The sequence below is a fragment of the Oceanospirillum linum genome, from assembly GCF_001995095.2.
GTDB classification, from domain to species: Bacteria; Pseudomonadota; Gammaproteobacteria; order Pseudomonadales; family Halomonadaceae; genus Oceanospirillum; species Oceanospirillum linum.
This window is the reverse complement of record NZ_MTSD02000002.1, coordinates 590,016-606,165: the sequence shown is the minus strand read 5'-3', so window position 1 is coordinate 606,165 and position 16,150 is coordinate 590,016. Positions and strand designations below refer to the sequence as shown.

14 protein-coding genes are annotated in these 16,150 nt (G+C 49.3%); 8 read left to right on the top strand and 6 right to left on the bottom strand.

The genetic code is table 11. The features are described from left to right. The first annotated feature begins 113 nt into the window (after positions 1-113). From BTA35_RS18285 to BTA35_RS07830, 4 genes are all read left to right on the top strand, one after another. Positions 114-524 carry a DUF4879 domain-containing protein gene (locus BTA35_RS18285; RefSeq protein WP_078319247.1) on the top strand — a complete coding sequence of 137 codons (411 nt, stop codon included), beginning with the start codon at positions 114-116 and terminating at the stop codon, positions 522-524. A gap of 52 nt (positions 525-576) precedes the next feature. Next, a complete protein-coding gene (locus tag BTA35_RS07840) occupies positions 577-2,148 on the top strand; it encodes an IS1182 family transposase (protein WP_078319246.1) in 1,572 nt (523 codons plus the stop codon). Positions 2,149-2,250: 102 nt separating this feature from the next. Further along, positions 2,251-2,550: a DUF4879 domain-containing protein gene (locus BTA35_RS07835; RefSeq protein ID WP_078319245.1), complete on the top strand. Its 300-nt coding sequence runs from the start codon at positions 2,251-2,253 to the stop codon at positions 2,548-2,550. A 163-nt stretch (positions 2,551-2,713) separates the two neighbouring features. Beyond that, positions 2,714-3,709, top strand: coding sequence for a transposase (locus BTA35_RS07830; protein WP_238377522.1), 996 nt, complete (start codon positions 2,714-2,716; stop codon positions 3,707-3,709). Positions 3,710-3,929: 220 nt separating this feature from the next. On the opposite strand, the gene BTA35_RS07825 is transcribed toward BTA35_RS07830, so the two are convergent. Both BTA35_RS07825 and efpL read right to left on the bottom strand, forming a co-directional pair. Continuing rightward, complete coding sequence (locus BTA35_RS07825; protein ID WP_078319244.1) at positions 3,930-4,271, bottom strand: DUF6164 family protein; 342 nt, start codon at positions 4,269-4,271, stop codon at positions 3,930-3,932. 157 nt (positions 4,272-4,428) lie between these two features. Next, on the bottom strand, positions 4,429-4,995 hold the full coding sequence (gene efpL, locus BTA35_RS07820) for an elongation factor P-like protein EfpL (RefSeq protein ID WP_078319243.1): 567 nt from the start codon (positions 4,993-4,995) through the stop codon (positions 4,429-4,431). Positions 4,996-5,304: 309 nt separating this feature from the next. Between efpL and BTA35_RS07815 the strand changes: the two genes are divergently transcribed. The 3 genes from BTA35_RS07815 to BTA35_RS07805 all read left to right on the top strand — a co-directional run bounded on the left by BTA35_RS07815 (position 5,305) and on the right by BTA35_RS07805 (position 9,539). Continuing rightward, complete coding sequence (locus BTA35_RS07815; RefSeq protein ID WP_078319242.1) at positions 5,305-6,588, top strand: NAD(P)/FAD-dependent oxidoreductase; 1,284 nt, start codon at positions 5,305-5,307, stop codon at positions 6,586-6,588. Positions 6,589-6,970: 382 nt separating this feature from the next. Next, complete coding sequence (locus BTA35_RS07810) at positions 6,971-8,443, top strand: Na+/H+ antiporter NhaC family protein (protein ID WP_238377521.1); 1,473 nt, start codon at positions 6,971-6,973, stop codon at positions 8,441-8,443. Positions 8,444-8,579: 136 nt separating this feature from the next. Then, on the top strand, positions 8,580-9,539 hold the full coding sequence (locus tag BTA35_RS07805; protein WP_078319241.1) for a DMT family transporter: 960 nt from the start codon (positions 8,580-8,582) through the stop codon (positions 9,537-9,539). A 112-nt stretch (positions 9,540-9,651) separates the two neighbouring features. On the opposite strand, the gene BTA35_RS07800 is transcribed toward BTA35_RS07805, so the two are convergent. Together BTA35_RS07800 and BTA35_RS07795 are read right to left on the bottom strand one after the other, a co-directional pair. Next, the gene (locus tag BTA35_RS07800; RefSeq protein ID WP_160055113.1) at positions 9,652-11,652 is read right to left on the bottom strand and encodes a methyl-accepting chemotaxis protein; all 2,001 of its coding nucleotides are present in this window, start codon (positions 11,650-11,652) and stop codon (positions 9,652-9,654) included. A gap of 298 nt (positions 11,653-11,950) precedes the next feature. Continuing rightward, positions 11,951-12,457 carry a cysteine hydrolase family protein gene (locus tag BTA35_RS07795; RefSeq protein ID WP_078319239.1) on the bottom strand — a complete coding sequence of 169 codons (507 nt, stop codon included), beginning with the start codon at positions 12,455-12,457 and terminating at the stop codon, positions 11,951-11,953. Between the two features lie 168 nt (positions 12,458-12,625). Between BTA35_RS07795 and BTA35_RS07790 the strand changes: the two genes are divergently transcribed. Further along, a complete protein-coding gene (locus tag BTA35_RS07790; protein WP_078319238.1) occupies positions 12,626-13,591 on the top strand; it encodes a GlxA family transcriptional regulator in 966 nt (321 codons plus the stop codon). Between the two features lie 74 nt (positions 13,592-13,665). Here the strand turns inward: BTA35_RS07790 and BTA35_RS07785 are convergent, their stop codons facing one another. Together BTA35_RS07785 and BTA35_RS07780 are read right to left on the bottom strand one after the other, a co-directional pair. Next, positions 13,666-14,475, bottom strand: coding sequence for a LuxR C-terminal-related transcriptional regulator (locus BTA35_RS07785; RefSeq protein ID WP_078319237.1), 810 nt, complete (start codon positions 14,473-14,475; stop codon positions 13,666-13,668). 216 nt (positions 14,476-14,691) lie between these two features. Next, complete coding sequence (locus BTA35_RS07780) at positions 14,692-16,068, bottom strand: aspartate aminotransferase family protein (protein WP_078319236.1); 1,377 nt, start codon at positions 16,066-16,068, stop codon at positions 14,692-14,694. Positions 16,069-16,150: the final 82 nt, after the last annotated feature.

Sequence of the window (16,150 nt, the reverse complement as noted above, 5' to 3'; positions counted from 1 at the left end):
CAAGCCATTTTAAATATTAAAGAAAAAATATGGTTGACACAAAATTTAACTTTGTTAATACCTAATTGCCTGCGCAGGATTCGCATTATTAAAAATTTCAAAGGAAATGAGCTATGAAACACCTTTTAATAAAAAGTATTATACTACTGGCAGCAACTGTCACCAGCTTAAATGCATTATCTCAGGATATTCAATTAAGTAACAAACAACTACCACCGGCTGTACCTCCTGTTACTGTTTTTCAGAAACTGGATCTTAGCCAGTTCAAAGTTAAATTTTCTGATACTCCACTACAACAATTGGGATCAGCTGGAATGGGCACTAGAGGCTCTGCTCCTGCGCTGACTCAAGTTCAAGTGTTTGCTGTGGGATCATCAAACTGTGGATGGGAAGCTATATCAGCGAATACCTTCGCAACGAGCTGTGATCACGGTGGTTCAGTTTTAAGATCAGTTATTCTGGAAGTAGGGTACAGCAACGCTTCCTTACGCACGGCATGGATGAGTGGAGCGTTCAGGCTGTAGAAAAACCTCCCGAACTATGGTCTGATCGGGTTTTGAAACGCAGGAGGCGGTGATGGCTCGATTCAAGCACTATGACTACAACCAAACGTCGATGGTGGTGATCAATTATCAGGATCAGTTGCAGCCTGGGTCATTTGAGTATGCCCTGCACTACCTCGTTTCTGAAAAGCTGGATCTGTCCGCGTTTCATCAGCCTTATAAGAATGATACTGAAGGTCGTCCGGCTTATGATCCGGCGATTTTGCTAAAAATCATCCTGTTTGCTTATTCTAAAGGCATCACCTCCAGCCGTGAGATTCAGTGGTGCTGTGAAACCAACATCATCTTTAAAGCCTTGTCCTGCGATACTGTCCCGCATTTCACGACCCTTGCTCATTTTGTCAGCAGCCAACCCCAAGCCATTGAAGACCTGTTTGAACAGGTGCTGTTGATCTGTGATCAGCAGGGGCTTTTAGGCCATGAACTCTTTGCCATTGATGGCTGTAAAATGCGTTCCAATGCTGCTAAGGAATGGTCAGGCACTTTTAAAGAACTGGAACAGAAACGCCAGAAACTCAAACGCCTGATTCGTCATCACCTGAGCGAACATCAGGAAAAAGACCGCTGGGAAAGTGAAGAAGAACTGGATCGGGATATCCGCAAAGCCAAAACAATACTCACGTTGGATAAAGCCGCTAAGAAGGTGGGTCACTTCTTACAGCAAAGCCAACCGAGGATAGGACAGGGCAAGCGCAGCAAGGAAGTGAAAAGTAATATCACCGATAATCAATCGGCCAAAATGACCACCAGCAAAGGCACGATCCAAGGCTATAACGGCGTCGCCTCCGTTGATAAGAAACACCAGATTGTCATTGATGCCCAAGCCTTTGGTGAAGGGCAGGAACACCACACGCTGCAACCCGTTTTGGAAACCATTCAAGAGCGTTACAAGCGGCTGGGCATCAGCAAAAATCTCTATAAAGAAGGCATCGTTGTTACCGCGGATACCGGCTTCGCCAACGAAGCGAATATGAAATACCTACACAAAAACCAGATCAACGCCTACATCCCAGACAATCAGTTCAGAAGCCGCGATCCCAAGTTTAAAGATCAAAAAGAAAAATACGGCAAACGTCACCAGATACCCGGCAAACCCCAAGCTAAACAACTGATCCCAGCCAGCGAGTTCCAGTTCGACCCAATTAAAATGACCTGCATCTGCCCAGCAGGTAACAAGATCAGTCATCGCGGTACACGAGACAACGACCAAGGCCAGCCTATCGTCTATTTTGAAGGCAGGTTACTGCAATGCCGGAACTGCCACAAAAAGCACCGTTGCATGAAGAACCCATCCGCAGCTAACCACGGCAAAGGCGCAGGCCGCCAAGTCAGCTTCCTGTTAAATGACAAACGACCACCGAGCTACACCGACTGGATGAAGCACCGCGTCGACAGCCCTCACGGAAAACAAATTTACAGCCACCGGATGTCCGTTGTCGAACCGGTCTTCGGCAACATCGGCACCAACAAGGGATTAAACCGTTTTAGCCTGAGAAGCAAAACCAAAGTACAGGGCCAATGGCAACTGTATTGCTTGGTGCATAATGTAGAAAAACTGGCAAAATACGGACATCTCAGCCAGTAAAACAGAGTTAATACAGCTTTAGAACAGGCACTGAAAGCAGCATGAATCGAGCTTACAGACAGCCAAAGCTTAAAAAGGCAGGAAACACAGAATAAACAAACGATGGCCGATAAAAACCGGCCATCGAAAATAAACAACAGAGAGCGAGCTGTTGGTGGGAAAAACGGATTAGAAGCAGGTTTTCCTACAGACTCGTTATTACCCAAATCGGCTAATTATCAAGATGAGATGCTATGTCTTCAATTAACTGGTTATCTTGACTATTGTAGCCCTGGTCAAACAGTTGCTGGTTATCTTAGATACTATAATTTAGATGGTAATCAAAATGGACAGTTTTCCTACCAAAGCACCTCAGCTAACTTCCCCAATAATACATTTTATCGCTTCATTAACATCCAGTAAGTTAACTTATCTGTTATCACTGACTTTAGGTCAGCGAAAAACTGTGACACCCATAATTTAGCCTAACCAAAACGGGCTTGTCCCATCTAAAAAACTGGGACACCCATAATTTGATCCTACCAAAATCAGCCACCTGATCTACACTTAAAGCACTGGTGAAATTATGGAGGATCACACCATGACCCGTGCCCGATATGAGCAGATCAGCACCGCTGATACCCCGTATTACCACTGCATCGCCCGCTGCGTTCGGCGGGCATTCTTATGCGGTGAAGATACCTTTTCCGGTCAGTCCTACGAACACCGCCGCCAATGGATTCTGGATCGTTTAACCGCGCTGGATCAGATGTTCGCCGTTGATGTGTGTGCTTACGCCATTATGTCCAACCATTACCATCTGGTGCTCTATATCAATCAGGCTGAGGCGGAGTCCTGGTCTGAGGATGAGGTGATCCGTCGTTGGTTGCTGCTGTTTAAAGCGCCGGTTCTGATTGAGCGTTATCAGAAAAACGAGTGCTCCAGTAACGCTGAGCGGAAAAAAGCCACTGAAATCATTGAAGACTGGCGGCAGCGTCTGATGGATATCAGTTGGTTTATGCGCTGCCTGAATGAGTATATCGCCCGAAAATCCAATGAAGAGGATGGCTGTACGGGCCGATTCTGGGAGGGGCGCTTTAAAAGTCAGGCCCTGCTGGATGAGCAGGCGCTATTAACCTGCATGGCCTATGTCGACCTGAATCCGGTGCGGGCGGGGCTTGCTGATCGCCCGGAACACTCGGATTTTACCTCGGTGCAGCAGCGTATCCGGCAAAGGACTCAAGCCCGTGAAGAAGCCGATCTACCCAAACTGAAAGCCTTATCCGCCACTCAGGCGGGTAGCGAACAGGTGATCCCTTTTGATTATGCGGACTATCTGACGCTGGTCGACTGGGCTGGACGCTGCCAACGGGAAGATAAACACGGCTCTATCCCCGAGGGTTATCCGCCCATTCTGCAACGGCTGAATATCGATGCAGACGCCTGGCTGAAAGCGATGCGACCCAAAGGTATGCCACGCTGCCGTGCGGTAGGGCGGTTCAGAAAACTGCAACAGTTTGCCCGGAATAAAGGACTGGCATGGATCTCATCCGGTCAGCAGCTACAGGCTATTTTCAGATAGGTCATGAAGCGGATTTAACGTGTTAATATGACTGAATTAAATTATGGGTGTCCCGTAATCCCGTTTAAGCCTCTTCGAAAAGAAAAACCGGGACACCCATAATTTGACCCTGCCAAAACCAGCTCTCTGACCTACGCTTAAGATGCTGTTTCCCAGCTAGCGCTATGAACACCGCCGCAGGCTATTTTCAGATAGGTCAGAAAGCGGATTTAACGTGTTGTTACTTAAACGCATCCAAAAACGGAATCAGGGTCAGACTGGCAATCGCGATGATGGCGACAATGCTCAGGAGAAAACGGGTTGGATGTTCTAAAAAACGCTCGCCGGTTGTCTGTACAGGATGCTGGCGCACCTCTTCCAGCCAGTCCCGCTGAATCTCATCCAGCAGTACTCTTGCGGATTCAAAATCCTCTTCATCTCTCAGCCATAATGCTGCCAGCGAAATACCAAAGCGGCCTTTGGTGGTTTCGTAGTAGTTGACCTCTGCTTTATCAAGGCGTGCTCGTACAAAGTCAGCTTCTTCATCGGTCACGGAGTTGAGCTTAAAAAGCAGTTTGGCCACGTTGTTTCCTTTGAATAGTAAATAGGCTGTCCGGTAAGTCGGGCAGCGTAAAAGGCAGGATATTAGCCTTGTTAGGCTGAAGGTTCCACCCTGTTGCGGTGAAACGCAAAACGCCCTGAAGGGATCAGGGCGTTTAGCTGTAGCATCGGCTTAAGATTTAAGCGCGACCACCAAACTTACGCTCTTCTACGTTCACCTTAATACGGTCACCGGCGGAGATATGCTCCGGTACCTGAACCACAAGTCCTGTGCTTAGGGTGGCCGGTTTAGTGCGGGAGGTTGCGGATTGCCCTTTAATTGACGGGTCTGTTTCTGCGATAACAAGCTCTACCGTGGTGGGCAGTTCAATGGCAACGGGACTATCATTGACCAGTAGTACGTTAATGCCCTGAGTCTCTTCGGTAATAAAGCCGGATTCTTCTGCGATGGATTCTTTACGTAAGTTATATGAGCTGTAATCCTCGCTGTCCATAAAGACGTACTCGTCACCATCAATATAAGACAGCATTGCCGGGCGGCGGAACAGGTCAGCCAATGTCAGCATGTCGGAATCTTTAAAAGACTCATCCCGCTTGGCACCGGTTACCACATCGTACATGCGCATACGATAGATGCTGCCACCGGCGCGGCCCTGGGGCACAGAGCGCTCGATATCCCGGATGATCCAGACATTCCCGTCCAGTTCTACAGCTGCATTTTTTTTGATTTCACTTGCCTTCGGCATGCTCTCATTCCTCAGAGGCTATGGGTGTAAATGTTGCAGGCAAGATTACTATAAAATGCGATCACATCGTCAGCAGTATTTTAGTATGACGGGGGGGATTGACCTGTTGGTTAGGTGATCAATTTCTGCTGCTGATATCGTGATCACAAAATTACCCCCTGGTAGGTATATCTGATACTTGCCTTCTGCGCGTATCGTTAACCCATAAATAATATTCCGTGGGGCTGCTCTTTTGAGAGTGGCCTCCCGATAAAAGACGACCATTTGAGACAACCACTCCAATTGAGAGTGAATGCCGGAGTCACTGATATGACTGTACCTTCACATACCACTTCTTACTATGCCGCTTCGGCCAATGATAAGTCCCTGCGACCGGAATTGCAGGGTGATGTCACGGCGGATATTTGCGTTATTGGCGCAGGTTTTACCGGGCTTTCCAGTGCGCTGCATTTAGCGGAACGTGGCTTTAATGTTGTTGTGCTGGAAGCCAGCCGTATCGGCTTTGGTGCATCTGGCCGTAATGGTGGTCAGATCGTACACAGTTATAGCCGGGATATGGATTTTATCTCCCGTCACTATGGTAAAGAGACCGGTGATGAGATGGGGAAAATGGCTTTTGAGGGCGGCGAGATTATTCGCGGCTTTGTGCAAAAATACAAGATCGATTGTGACCTGAAAAATGGCGGTATCTTTGCGGCCTGTAACAGTAAGCAGCTGAAAGAGCTGGAAGGAAAAAAAGCACTTTGGGAGCAGCATGGCCATACCCAGCTTGAGATGCTGGATGCTGGCTCGATTCAGGATCATGTGGGTACAAGCCGTTATCCCGGTGGTTTGCTGGATAAATCCGGCGGTCACTTTCACCCTCTGAATCTGGTGCTGGGAGAGGCCGCAGCCTTTGAATCTCTGGGCGGCACCATCTATGAAGCCTCTGCCGTAACCCGGGTTGAAGAGGGCGAAAAAGCCAAAGTTCATACGGCTAAAGGCTGTGTAACTGCAGATTTTGTCATTGTAGCCGGTAATGCCTATCTGGGCGGTCTGATTCCTAAGCTGGAACAGAAAGCGATGCCGTGCGGAACCCAGGTGATCACCACAGAACCACTTTCTGAAGCGCAGCAGAAAGCTCTGCTGCCAAAAGACAACTGTGTGGAAGACTGTAACTACCTGCTGGATTACTACCGCCTGTCGGGTGATGGCCGGCTGATCTATGGTGGCGGCGTAACCTATGGTGCCCGTGAGCCGGATAAGATTGAATCTCTGATCGTACCTAAGATGCTGAAGACTTTCCCGGAACTGAAGAATGTGAAGGTGGATTTCGCATGGACCGGTAACTTCCTGCTGACCTTGATGCGTCTGCCGCAGTTTGGTCGGATCGGCAGCAATGTCTATTACGCCCAGGGATACAGTGGTCATGGTGTCACCAGTTCTCATCTGGCGGGCCGTGTGTTGGCGGATGCGATTCAGGGGCAGGCGGAGCGCTATGATGTTCTGGCAAACCTGCCGCAGTATCCGTTCCCCGGCGGCCGTTTATTGCGTGTGCCCTACACTGCAATGGGTGCGGCCTACTATAACGTACGAGACAAACTGGGTATCTGATACCTCACTGCACTGACCACAGAATATCCGGGTTTTCTAAACCCGGGTTATCTCAAATACAACCAGCAAGAGCGCACCTGACCGTCCTACCCTATAGCTTCCCGGGACTGTTCGTGGTGCTACTTACCTCATTCTAATAATACTTGTCGTGGGCAGGGATTAAGCCAGCGGTTAAACAAGTCGGATGCAGGGTCTGTCGTTGCAGCTAGTCACTGTTGTTGGCTACCAACTGATAGATTGATGACCGGCAGTAAAACACCACCTGAGGAGAGCGGGATGCTCATCCTGCAGGGTATAAAAAATATAAACAGGTACGCATATGAGCAGTTCAAGTTATTCGTCTCCCGCTACAGAGCCTATGACTCAGGAGCCTTCGGCTTCTATGAATAAAGCTGTAATACCGGATATGGTCTCCAACCCCACACGCTGGGTTCTGTTTTACGGCATGATTATGGCGGGGTTTGCTTATCTTTCCACTCTGCAGCCTGAAGGCGAAAGTTACGGCTTCTTCAGTATGCTGCCTGCTCTGCTGATTCTGGTGGTAGCGGTGCTGACTAAAAAACCGCTGGAATCGATTTTTGCCGGTATTATCGCCGGACTTCTGCTACTAAACCCCGCCGGTATTGTGACGGGACTGGGAGATATCTCTCTTGCGGTTGTGATGGATGAGACTATCGCCTGGATTGTGCTGGTTTGCGGCATGATGGGTGGCCTGATCAATATGCTGGAGCGCGGCGGCAGCGTACTCTCATTCGGTGAGCTGCTTGCCAAGCGAATCCAAACCAAGCGGGGCACCATGCTGACGACTTGTGGTTTGGGGGTGATGGTGTTTATTGATGACTACCTGAACTCTCTGGCGGTATCCGCGTCCATGAAAAATCTGACCGACCGTTACAAGATCTCCCGGGAGAAGCTGGCCTTTCTGGTGGACTCCACTGCAGCCCCGGTCTGTATTTTGGTGCCGGTGTCCACCTGGGCCGTTTATTTTGCTGCACTGTTAGAAGAAAACGGTGCTGTTGCTGAAGGTAAGGGGATGTCTCTTTATATTGAGTCTATCCCTTTTATGGCTTACGGCTGGATCGCCTTGGTTGTTGTTTTTCTGGTTGCTGCCGGCATTCTGGGGGATTTTGGCCCCATGAAAGCGGCGGAAAAACGAGCGCAAGAGGGGCAGTGCATACCTGATGGCGGTCAGCAGATGGGATTCGATACCAGTAACTTACGCAAGACGTCACCGGTGGTCGGTCTGATCAACTTTCTGCTACCTATGGCGGTTCTGATCGCGGCGAGTGTTTACTATGAGATCGACCTGCTGCTGGGCGCTCTGGTGGCCTCCCTGTTCACCATGGTGCTCTATTTCTGGCAGCGTCTTTTGAGCTTCAGTGATCTGGTGGACTCCATGCTGGATGGCTTTAAAGTGATGCTGCACCCCATCGCGGTGGTTTGTGCCGGGTTTATGCTGAAGGATGTCAATGATCAGCTGGGTATGACGCCTTATATCATCGACACTCTGACCCCTTATCTTTCGAAGGAGATGCTTCCGGCACTGGTGTTTGCTGCCATGGCGGCTGTGGTGTTTGCCACAGGTTCCAGCTGGGGCGTGTTTGTGGTGTCTCTGCCGATTGTTATTCCTATGGCCCTGGCGATGGATATGTCCATGCCGCTGACAGTGGGTGCGCTACTGTCGGCCTCTGCTTTTGGTAGCCATGCCTGCTTCTTTAGTGATTCCACAGTGCTTTCTGCTCAGGGGTCCGGTTGTACGCCGATGCAGCATGGTTTGACTCAGATTCCTTATGCTCTGTTAGGTGCCGTATTTGCCTTTGTTGGCTTTATTATGCTCGGCTTCTGGATGGCATAGGACAGCACTCCGGTCGCTGCATGGTCTTCTTTGCGACTGCGTTAAAGCGTATAGCTAAAAGAACAAAGGCCCCTGATCTGAGAAAGGATCAGGGGCTTTTGGGTTTAACAGGTTTCAGCTTTAAGGAAAAATAATAATGATAATACGTTCATCAAGACTGGCATTTATTTTAGTTTTTCTGATCAGCCTGATTTGGGGCACAGAATTTGTTCTGATTGATTTGGCCGTGGCGGAACTGCCGACTCACACCTTTAATGCCATCCGCTTTGCTCTTGCTGCACTTTCTCTCTTACCTCTGCTGTATTTCAGTAAAGAGAAGGTGCGTCCGGATCAACTAAAGAAGCTATTACTAACCGCACCCGTATTAGGGGCGATGTTGTTTATCGGTTTTTATGCACAGACGGAAGGTCTGCGTTTTACCTCGGTATCCAATGCGGGTTTTATTACCGCCTTAAGTGTCCCCTTGGTGCCTGTGCTGGGATTGCTGCTTTTTCGTCAGAAAGTGCGTCTGATGGTTTGGTTGGGTGTTTCTCTGGCAACATTGGGTCTGTACCTGTTGACCATGGGAGGCTCCGCTTATGTGTATAACAAAGGAGATCTTCTGGTGCTGATCTGTGCCTTTGGTTTTGCTGCCCATATTGTACTGACAGGTCACTGGGTGGGAAATATGCCGGTGATTACCCTGAGCATTATTCAGTTGCTTGCTGTGGCATTGTACAGCGTGATTGGAGCGGCAATGGGTGATCACCCTATATTCTATTATGCCGGAACTCCGCCGATTACGGGTTGGGAGTTGTTCAGTAAACCGATTGTTATTTTTTCGGTTGTGGTGGCTTCGACACTCGGGACAGCCTATGCCGTATGGGCTCAGTCTGCCTGTCAGACGCTGCTGCCCTCCCATAAAATTGCTCTGGTATTTGCCCTTGAGCCGATCTTTGCGCATATAACCGCCTGGGTGGTATTAAGTGAGCACCTTGGTGTGATGGGTGCTGTTGGTGCGGCCTGTATTGTTGCGGCGATGGTTATTTCAGAGCTGGGGGATAAGAGCCATAAGCCTGAGATTCGGGCACTGGATCAGACCGCTGCACCGCATTAAGTCTGGCGCTACTTTGTGAGATATTACGTGGTCTCAGATTACCATCGGCGATATGGATGACAGAAAGACCGGAGCCAGGGCTCCGGTTGCTTGGTCGGGGAAAAATGACGCTTTAGTATTCACTCAGGGCTTTCAGGTGATGGATTGCGTCCACTTCTTCATCGATCTCCTCCAACTGTTGTGCCAGGCTGTTCATATTAGCAATATTGGCGCTGACCTCTTCTCCGGTCTGGGTGGAAGATGTGACCATATTGTGAATATCCTCGCTCAGCTCTGCAGAGCCTGAGGCGATCTCTTCAACAAACTGGCTGGTTCGGTCGATAGTGCCCTTAATGCTGATAATAGAACCGGAAACATTGCCGATTGTTTTTCCGGTTTCGTCGACACTCTTTTGGGTGTTCTGTGACAGGTTGCGTACTTCGTCTGCCACGACAGCAAACCCCCGGCCTGCATCTCCGGCCCGTGCTGCTTCAATGGCCGCGTTCAGTGCCAGCAGGCTTGTTTGGTCGGCAATATTAGAAATGACACTTAGAACGGTGGTTACTTCTTCAGCGTTATTCTGTAATACATCCACATCAGAGCGTAGCTGTATCCGGTCTGACTCCTGTTCGAGAATCAGGTTGTTGAAATGATCAAAGCGCTGCTGAATATTGCTCAGTACATCCCGCGAGCTTGCAGTGTATTCCTGCAAAGAGTCAAAGCCGCCTATGATGGATTTTACCAGAGGTTTGTATTCTGCCATCCGGTCGATCAGCAGGGCTTGTAGCTGGTTGATTTGGCGTAAACTGTTCAGTCGGGATTCCATAAAGTACATACGGAAGTGGCTGTAGTACTGTGGGAAATTATCCGCGTATTCATCGCGGAAAGAGGCTCCCTCCGGTAACTGATAAAAGAAAACTGCAGTCAGGGTCTGATTCATATGCACACCGAGCAGCTCGCCAAAAGTGGAAAACCCGGCAGTTGGGATCTGTTTGAAAGTATTCAGGCGATCCAGATCCGGCCCATTATTAAGGCGGCGCAAAATACAGTCGTTAGCCAGCATTGCAACGGGCTGGGGTTTCTCAGCGGAAAATTTCCGGTAGGCCTGATCCGTTTGGTCGGTAAAGCTACCAGCCTTGACCAGGTGTAGTTTGTCGCCAAAATGCAGATCGCAAAAGAAGGTAACGGTTTCGGTTGCCTGATTAATATCTGCTACCGAACGTATAAAGAGTTCATCGCCGATATCAACGCCAAAAGAGTATCCGACCAGATGGTGGTCCAGAGCTTCAGGCTGGCAGCGGAAGTGATCACATAGCACCTGAACCAGAGAAAGAGCCTTATGCTCACCATCACGCATTACCGATTGTACTGTTCGGGTGTGAACATCTGCTTCGATAACGGTGAAATGAGTGCCGGTTTTCTGGAAATTATGGCTTTTGAATATGCCATATCGGGTTTCAGGGCTGAGTTTACAAAAAAGAATTAGAGCCTGACCATCAACAACCTGTTGGCCGTCGAATACTGCCGCTTGTTTAAAGTCCAGCTTGCCACCCGCTGAGCCGCCAACAAAGTAGCAGGGGAGTTTGTTGCTGGAGTAAAGCGCCTGCATAAAGAAGTTTTCGCTGGCAGTCACGCCATCAAAAAAGGTTAAAGCCAGTGTATCCCGCGCCTGCACATCAAAGGGCAGACTGATGCGTTGGATTTCCTGCTCAATTTTTTCTGTACGTTGTTGTTCGTTTATCTGAGGCTCACCGCGTTTTATGTCATCGCAATGCAACTTCACCGTGCGTAGTTCCAGAGCGCTAAACAGCTGATGACTGAAGCTCTGCAGCACGATATTGTCCCATTGCTCATCGGCCTTATGATATAAGCTGCCACCACAGGAGCTGAGCTCCCCGGCGGTCATGACCGCAATAAAGTGTTGGGCAAAGGGGAGAGATTGTTTCAAAGCTCGGGCAGTCTGCTCAAAAGGCAGCCAGGGAGAGATAAAGGCCATTACAAGTGCAGCTTGTCCATCATGAAAAGCCAAGGGTTGAAGCTGCTGAGGGCTTATCTGGTTATGGTGCAGCTGGGCAACCTTCACCGGTGACTCACTTTGCTCTTTGTCGAGGGTGGTCTTTTTTTTCCAGAACATAGTTCGCTCCATTCGGTGTGTCTTGGTCTTTGCGCCGACAGCTGGTTTTAAAAAGATACACTTATAATGTGTAAATGAAAGACGTGGATCGCTTGGGCTGTACATTCGTAAAATGAATGTAATACTTAATATACGGAATGAGAGTAGTAATCAACAGCTTTTAATGCCGTTTTGGTTTGATGGTGATTCAGGTCCGATGATGCGAAGAGGAGGGGCGTTCTGTTTAAGGAATAGCCCCCAAGTGTATTTTACGGTTTGTAGACGTTAACAGCCTGCATCATACCCAGGTCTTCGTGGGTTAGATTTGCTCGACTTCAATCAGCCGGGTTCTCACCGAGAGAGCGTTGATCGCAATACCATGAATCATAGCATCAGCCGTTGTGCAGGCGTTCTTAAGTACGGTTACCTGATAGGGCTCTGCCATTTTAGACAGAGCGGTATGGGTGATGCAGTTTTGCGTCATCATACCGCAGAGCAGAAGTTCGCTGGCCTTGAGTTCTGACAAAAGGGTTGCAAGGTGCGTTTGCTCAAAGCTGTCAGCAAAGTGCTTAGTGATTACCGGTGCGCTGGGGGCCAGCTTTTGAATCTCCGGGTGGATCTCTGAACCCACGGTTTCCGGGTTAAAAAAGGGGCTATTCTCGGTACCTTCATGGCGGACCAGAATAACCGGAATTAATTTTTCATTAGCGGTTCTGATCGCCTGTTTCATTTTTTCCAGTACAGGCCCAGTGTTCCAAAGTGGATACTTACCCTCGGGGAAGTAGTCGTTTTGAGGATCAATTACTAAAAGTACCTGATCAGCCATGGGTGTCTCCATAGGTTGTTGTTTCTAAGTGCTTATTCATCAGTGAATCTGACCATCACAGTTTAAGGGTTGATAATTCATGTGATTAGTGTCTGAATTGACAAATTTAAGGGTAAATACGACATTTTAGTGTTTGCCTTTCTTTATGATTCAGAATCAGGAGTTGCTATGACCCAGGCAAATAGACCCAGGCCGGTATCCGTGGCAATAGTGGCTTATCCGGATAGTCTTAAATCTGCTGTCTACGGGCTGGAGGAGTTATTTATTCTTGCCAATCGGGTGGTTGGTGAGCTGGGTCAGTCCATTTGCTTCCAGCCCGAGGTGCTCTATTTTGACGGTGATAGCTTTGCTACTGAATCTTTGTTGCAGACGCTTTATCAGATTGTCATTTTGCCACCGGGGCAGCGCAGCGAGTTTTACCTGCAGCCACCACAGGCCCTGACCGAGTGGGTTCAGTATCAGGCTGAGAACACCAGCGGTTTGATCTGTTCGGCTTGTGCCGGGAGTTTCATCCTTGCCGCCAGCGGGCTTTTACACCGTAAGCGAGCAACTACTCACTGGGCATTTGAGTCTCTATTCCGCAGGCAGTTTCCGGATGTGCAGCTGGATCTGGATCAGATTCTGGTGGCGGAGGGGTCACTGTTGACCGCGGGCGGTATGATGTCCTGGTTGGATCTGGGGTTTGAAGTGATCTCACGTTTTACTGAACCCGGAGTTGTGCCTTTATTGGGTAAATATCTGGTAGTGGATACCGGGCGCAGGGCGCAGAGTTTTTACCGGCGTTTCCGGCCAGATTTGCAGCATGGGGATGAGGTGATTGTGTCTGCTCAGGAAAAGATTGCTGAGCAGTTTCCGACATTACCCTCGGTTTCAGAGCTTGCCGGGCTGGTACATCTTGGTGAGCGTACTCTGCTTCGCCGTTTCGAGAAGGCCACCGGACACAAACCGAAAAACTATATGCAGCGTTTTGCTATTCAAAAGGCCTGTGATCTGCTGGAAGAGAGTCGAGCCCCCTTTGAAAGCATTGCCCGTAAGGTGGGTTATGATGATGCCGGTGCCTGCCGTAAATTGTTTGTCCGCATTATGGGGCTGACACCGGGAGAGTTCCGGCAGCGGTTCAGGGAGTCACCGTAGACGGATAGCAGAAAACGTCCGGTTTTGCTGCGCTTTTCAGGTCTGGTGATCCATATCAGGCCAGAGTGACTCTGTTATCCGTTTTCAAGGCTATTCAGATGACTTAAGAAAAGTGTGAAAATTTCAGACTGAGTTGAGGTGTTCAGGCGGCTGTGAATATTCTTACGATGCACTTTAACGGTGCCGACACTGATGCTGAGAAGATCTGCTATCGCCTTGGATGAGTGTCCCTGAAGAATAAGCCCCAGAATCTCTTGCTCACGCTGGGTCAGCACGCCACTGGCAAAGGTCTTTAGTGCCTGTTTGAGAGGGCCTTCTGATTTCTCATATTTTACAAATTCACCGGATTGCGCCTGCCAGAACTGCTGAATCAGTGCCTCAATGACCGGAAAGATACTTTTAAGCCGGTTCAGCTCAGCACGGGTGATAGTACCCAGAGCTGATTTGCGCCCCAGGGCGATAGCACAGGTTGTATGCTGGCTCAGAGGGATGGTCATATTGACTTCATCCACCAGATCAAACTTGCGGTAGCAGGACTGGTAATACTCTGTCTGATCAAAGGAGTCCAGAGCGATATCGACCAGTCGTGATACGTTTGCCCCTGGGCCGTTCTGAATACTGTTAAACAAAGGATCAAGAATATAGGCTTTATCGATATAGGCTTTGAGGGTCGGGCTGTGTTCTGCCGGATCTTTCGGGTGCAGAATGATGGGTTTAAAAGACTTTTTGTAGGTGACCACTAAGATGGTATCAAAATTACAGTGATTGCTGAGCACCTCTTCCAGCACGGGCATAAAACTGGGGACTTTAATATGGTTAATCAGGGATGCGATATCCCGGGCGCAGTGGGCAGTAATAAGCTCCGGATGAGTTTTTGTTTGCATGGTGACTGATGCTCCGGTGGCTGATGCGGTTTTTGGCGTTGATACTGAGGCTATATAACGCCTGATTATCCGGTTTGACTGAAGTAATTGCATGTTTTTATTATTGTTTTGGTGTGATCTTCTCAGATCAGAGAAAGGTAGCAGATGCTGTAATCATCTGAGAAAGGTCACCGGCATTCGGGCTTTCGGTGACCTTTTTCAGCTTGCCCTGCAGGCTTATAGTTGATTAATGGATTCCAGTGTCAGGTCAAGGCAGTACTTTGTTTTTTCACACAACTCATCCACTTCAGCATGGGTAATCACCAGAGGTGGAGACATCACCATGCGGCTGCCCACGGCGCGGATAATCAGGCCGTTGTTGAAGCAATGCTCGCGGCAGATATAGCCGACATCAATATCAGACGGGAACTGCTCTTTAGTGGTTTTATCTTTCATCAGGGCAAAACCTGCGATCAGACCAACACCGTCAATAGTACCCACCAGAGGGTGATCCTGCAGGGTTTCGCGTAGTTTTTTCTGCAGGTAAGGGCCAATATCCTTGGCAACATACTCAACAATATTTTCTTTCTTCATCAGTTCGATGTTTGCCAGAGCAACCGCTGCTGCCGCCGGATGACCCGAATAGGTAAAGCCATGGTTAAAGTCTTCACCCATTGTCTCCAGAGCATCAGCAACGCGATCGCCAACCGCTACGGCGGAGATCGGCAGGTAGCCGGAGGAGAGGCCTTTCGCCATAGAGATCAGATCCGGCTCAATGCCCAGAGTTTGACTGCCAAACCAGCTGCCGGTACGGCCAAAGCCACAGATAACCTCATCCGTAACCAGAAGGATGTCGTATTTTTTACAGATCTTCTGGATCTCTGCCCAGTAATTTGCCGGTGGTACAATAACACCGCCAGCGCCCTGAATCGGCTCACCGATAAAGGCCGCCACGTTATCCGGGCCCACCTGAAGAATACGCTCCTCAAGTGCCTTAGCGCAGGCCAGGCCGAATGCCTCTTCGGTCATATCGCCACCTTCACCATACCAGTATGGCTGACGGATGTGCTCAATGCCCCCCACCATCGGCATGCCCTGTTTGTGCATACCGCTCATTCCACCCAGACTTGCGCCCCCCAGAGTGCTGCCGTGGTAACCATTTTCACGGCCAATCAGAGTGTTTTTATAGGGCTTACCCTGAGTAACCCAGTAAGTGCGCACCATGCGGATAATCGTGTCGATCGCTTCTGAGCCGGAGTTGGCGAAGAAGATACGGTTCAGATCACCGGGTGTCACGTCAGCAATGGCCTGAGCCAACTTGGCGACCGGCAGGTGAGTGGTCTGGAAAAAGGTGTTGTAAAAGGGCAGCGTTTTCATCTGCTCATACGCGGCATCAATAAGTTCCTGGCGACCATAGCCCATGTTTACACACCAAAGACCGGCCATACCGTCCAGCATTTTCTGGCCTTCACTATCCCAAAGGTAAACACCTTCTGCTTTGGTGATAACGCGTGCACCTTTTTGGTTCAATGCGCCGGTGTCGGTAAATGGGTGCAGGTGGTGTTTTGCATCCAGTGCCTGCCACGCTTGAGTGTTGTTGTTTTCAGCAGCCATTTGCTAATCCTCTGGTTGGTTGCGCCTATGCTAATGTCCGATATTGTTTGATTCAGCCTGTTGAGTAAGCGCTGTGTGTCTT

What these genes read in the sequence shown, in the direction of transcription:
- BTA35_RS18285 (WP_078319247.1), top strand. Translation starts at nt 114, where the DNA reads ATGAAACACCTTTTAATAAAAAGTATTATACTACTGGCAGCAACTGTC.
- BTA35_RS07840 (WP_078319246.1), top strand. Translation starts at nt 577, where the DNA reads ATGGCTCGATTCAAGCACTATGACTACAACCAAACGTCGATGGTGGTG.
- BTA35_RS07835 (WP_078319245.1), top strand. Translation starts at nt 2,251, where the DNA reads ATGGCCGATAAAAACCGGCCATCGAAAATAAACAACAGAGAGCGAGCT.
- BTA35_RS07830 (WP_238377522.1), top strand. Translation starts at nt 2,714, where the DNA reads ATGGAGGATCACACCATGACCCGTGCCCGATATGAGCAGATCAGCACC.
- efpL (WP_078319243.1), bottom strand. Translation starts at nt 4,995, where the DNA reads ATGCCGAAGGCAAGTGAAATCAAAAAAAATGCAGCTGTAGAACTGGAC.
- BTA35_RS07815 (WP_078319242.1), top strand. Translation starts at nt 5,305, where the DNA reads ATGACTGTACCTTCACATACCACTTCTTACTATGCCGCTTCGGCCAAT.
- BTA35_RS07810 (WP_238377521.1), top strand. Translation starts at nt 6,971, where the DNA reads ATGAATAAAGCTGTAATACCGGATATGGTCTCCAACCCCACACGCTGG.
- BTA35_RS07805 (WP_078319241.1), top strand. Translation starts at nt 8,580, where the DNA reads ATGATAATACGTTCATCAAGACTGGCATTTATTTTAGTTTTTCTGATC.
- BTA35_RS07800 (WP_160055113.1), bottom strand. Translation starts at nt 11,652, where the DNA reads ATGTTCTGGAAAAAAAAGACCACCCTCGACAAAGAGCAAAGTGAGTCA.
- BTA35_RS07795 (WP_078319239.1), bottom strand. Translation starts at nt 12,457, where the DNA reads ATGGCTGATCAGGTACTTTTAGTAATTGATCCTCAAAACGACTACTTC.
- BTA35_RS07790 (WP_078319238.1), top strand. Translation starts at nt 12,626, where the DNA reads ATGACCCAGGCAAATAGACCCAGGCCGGTATCCGTGGCAATAGTGGCT.
- BTA35_RS07785 (WP_078319237.1), bottom strand. Translation starts at nt 14,475, where the DNA reads ATGCAAACAAAAACTCATCCGGAGCTTATTACTGCCCACTGCGCCCGG.
- BTA35_RS07780 (WP_078319236.1), bottom strand. Translation starts at nt 16,068, where the DNA reads ATGGCTGCTGAAAACAACAACACTCAAGCGTGGCAGGCACTGGATGCA.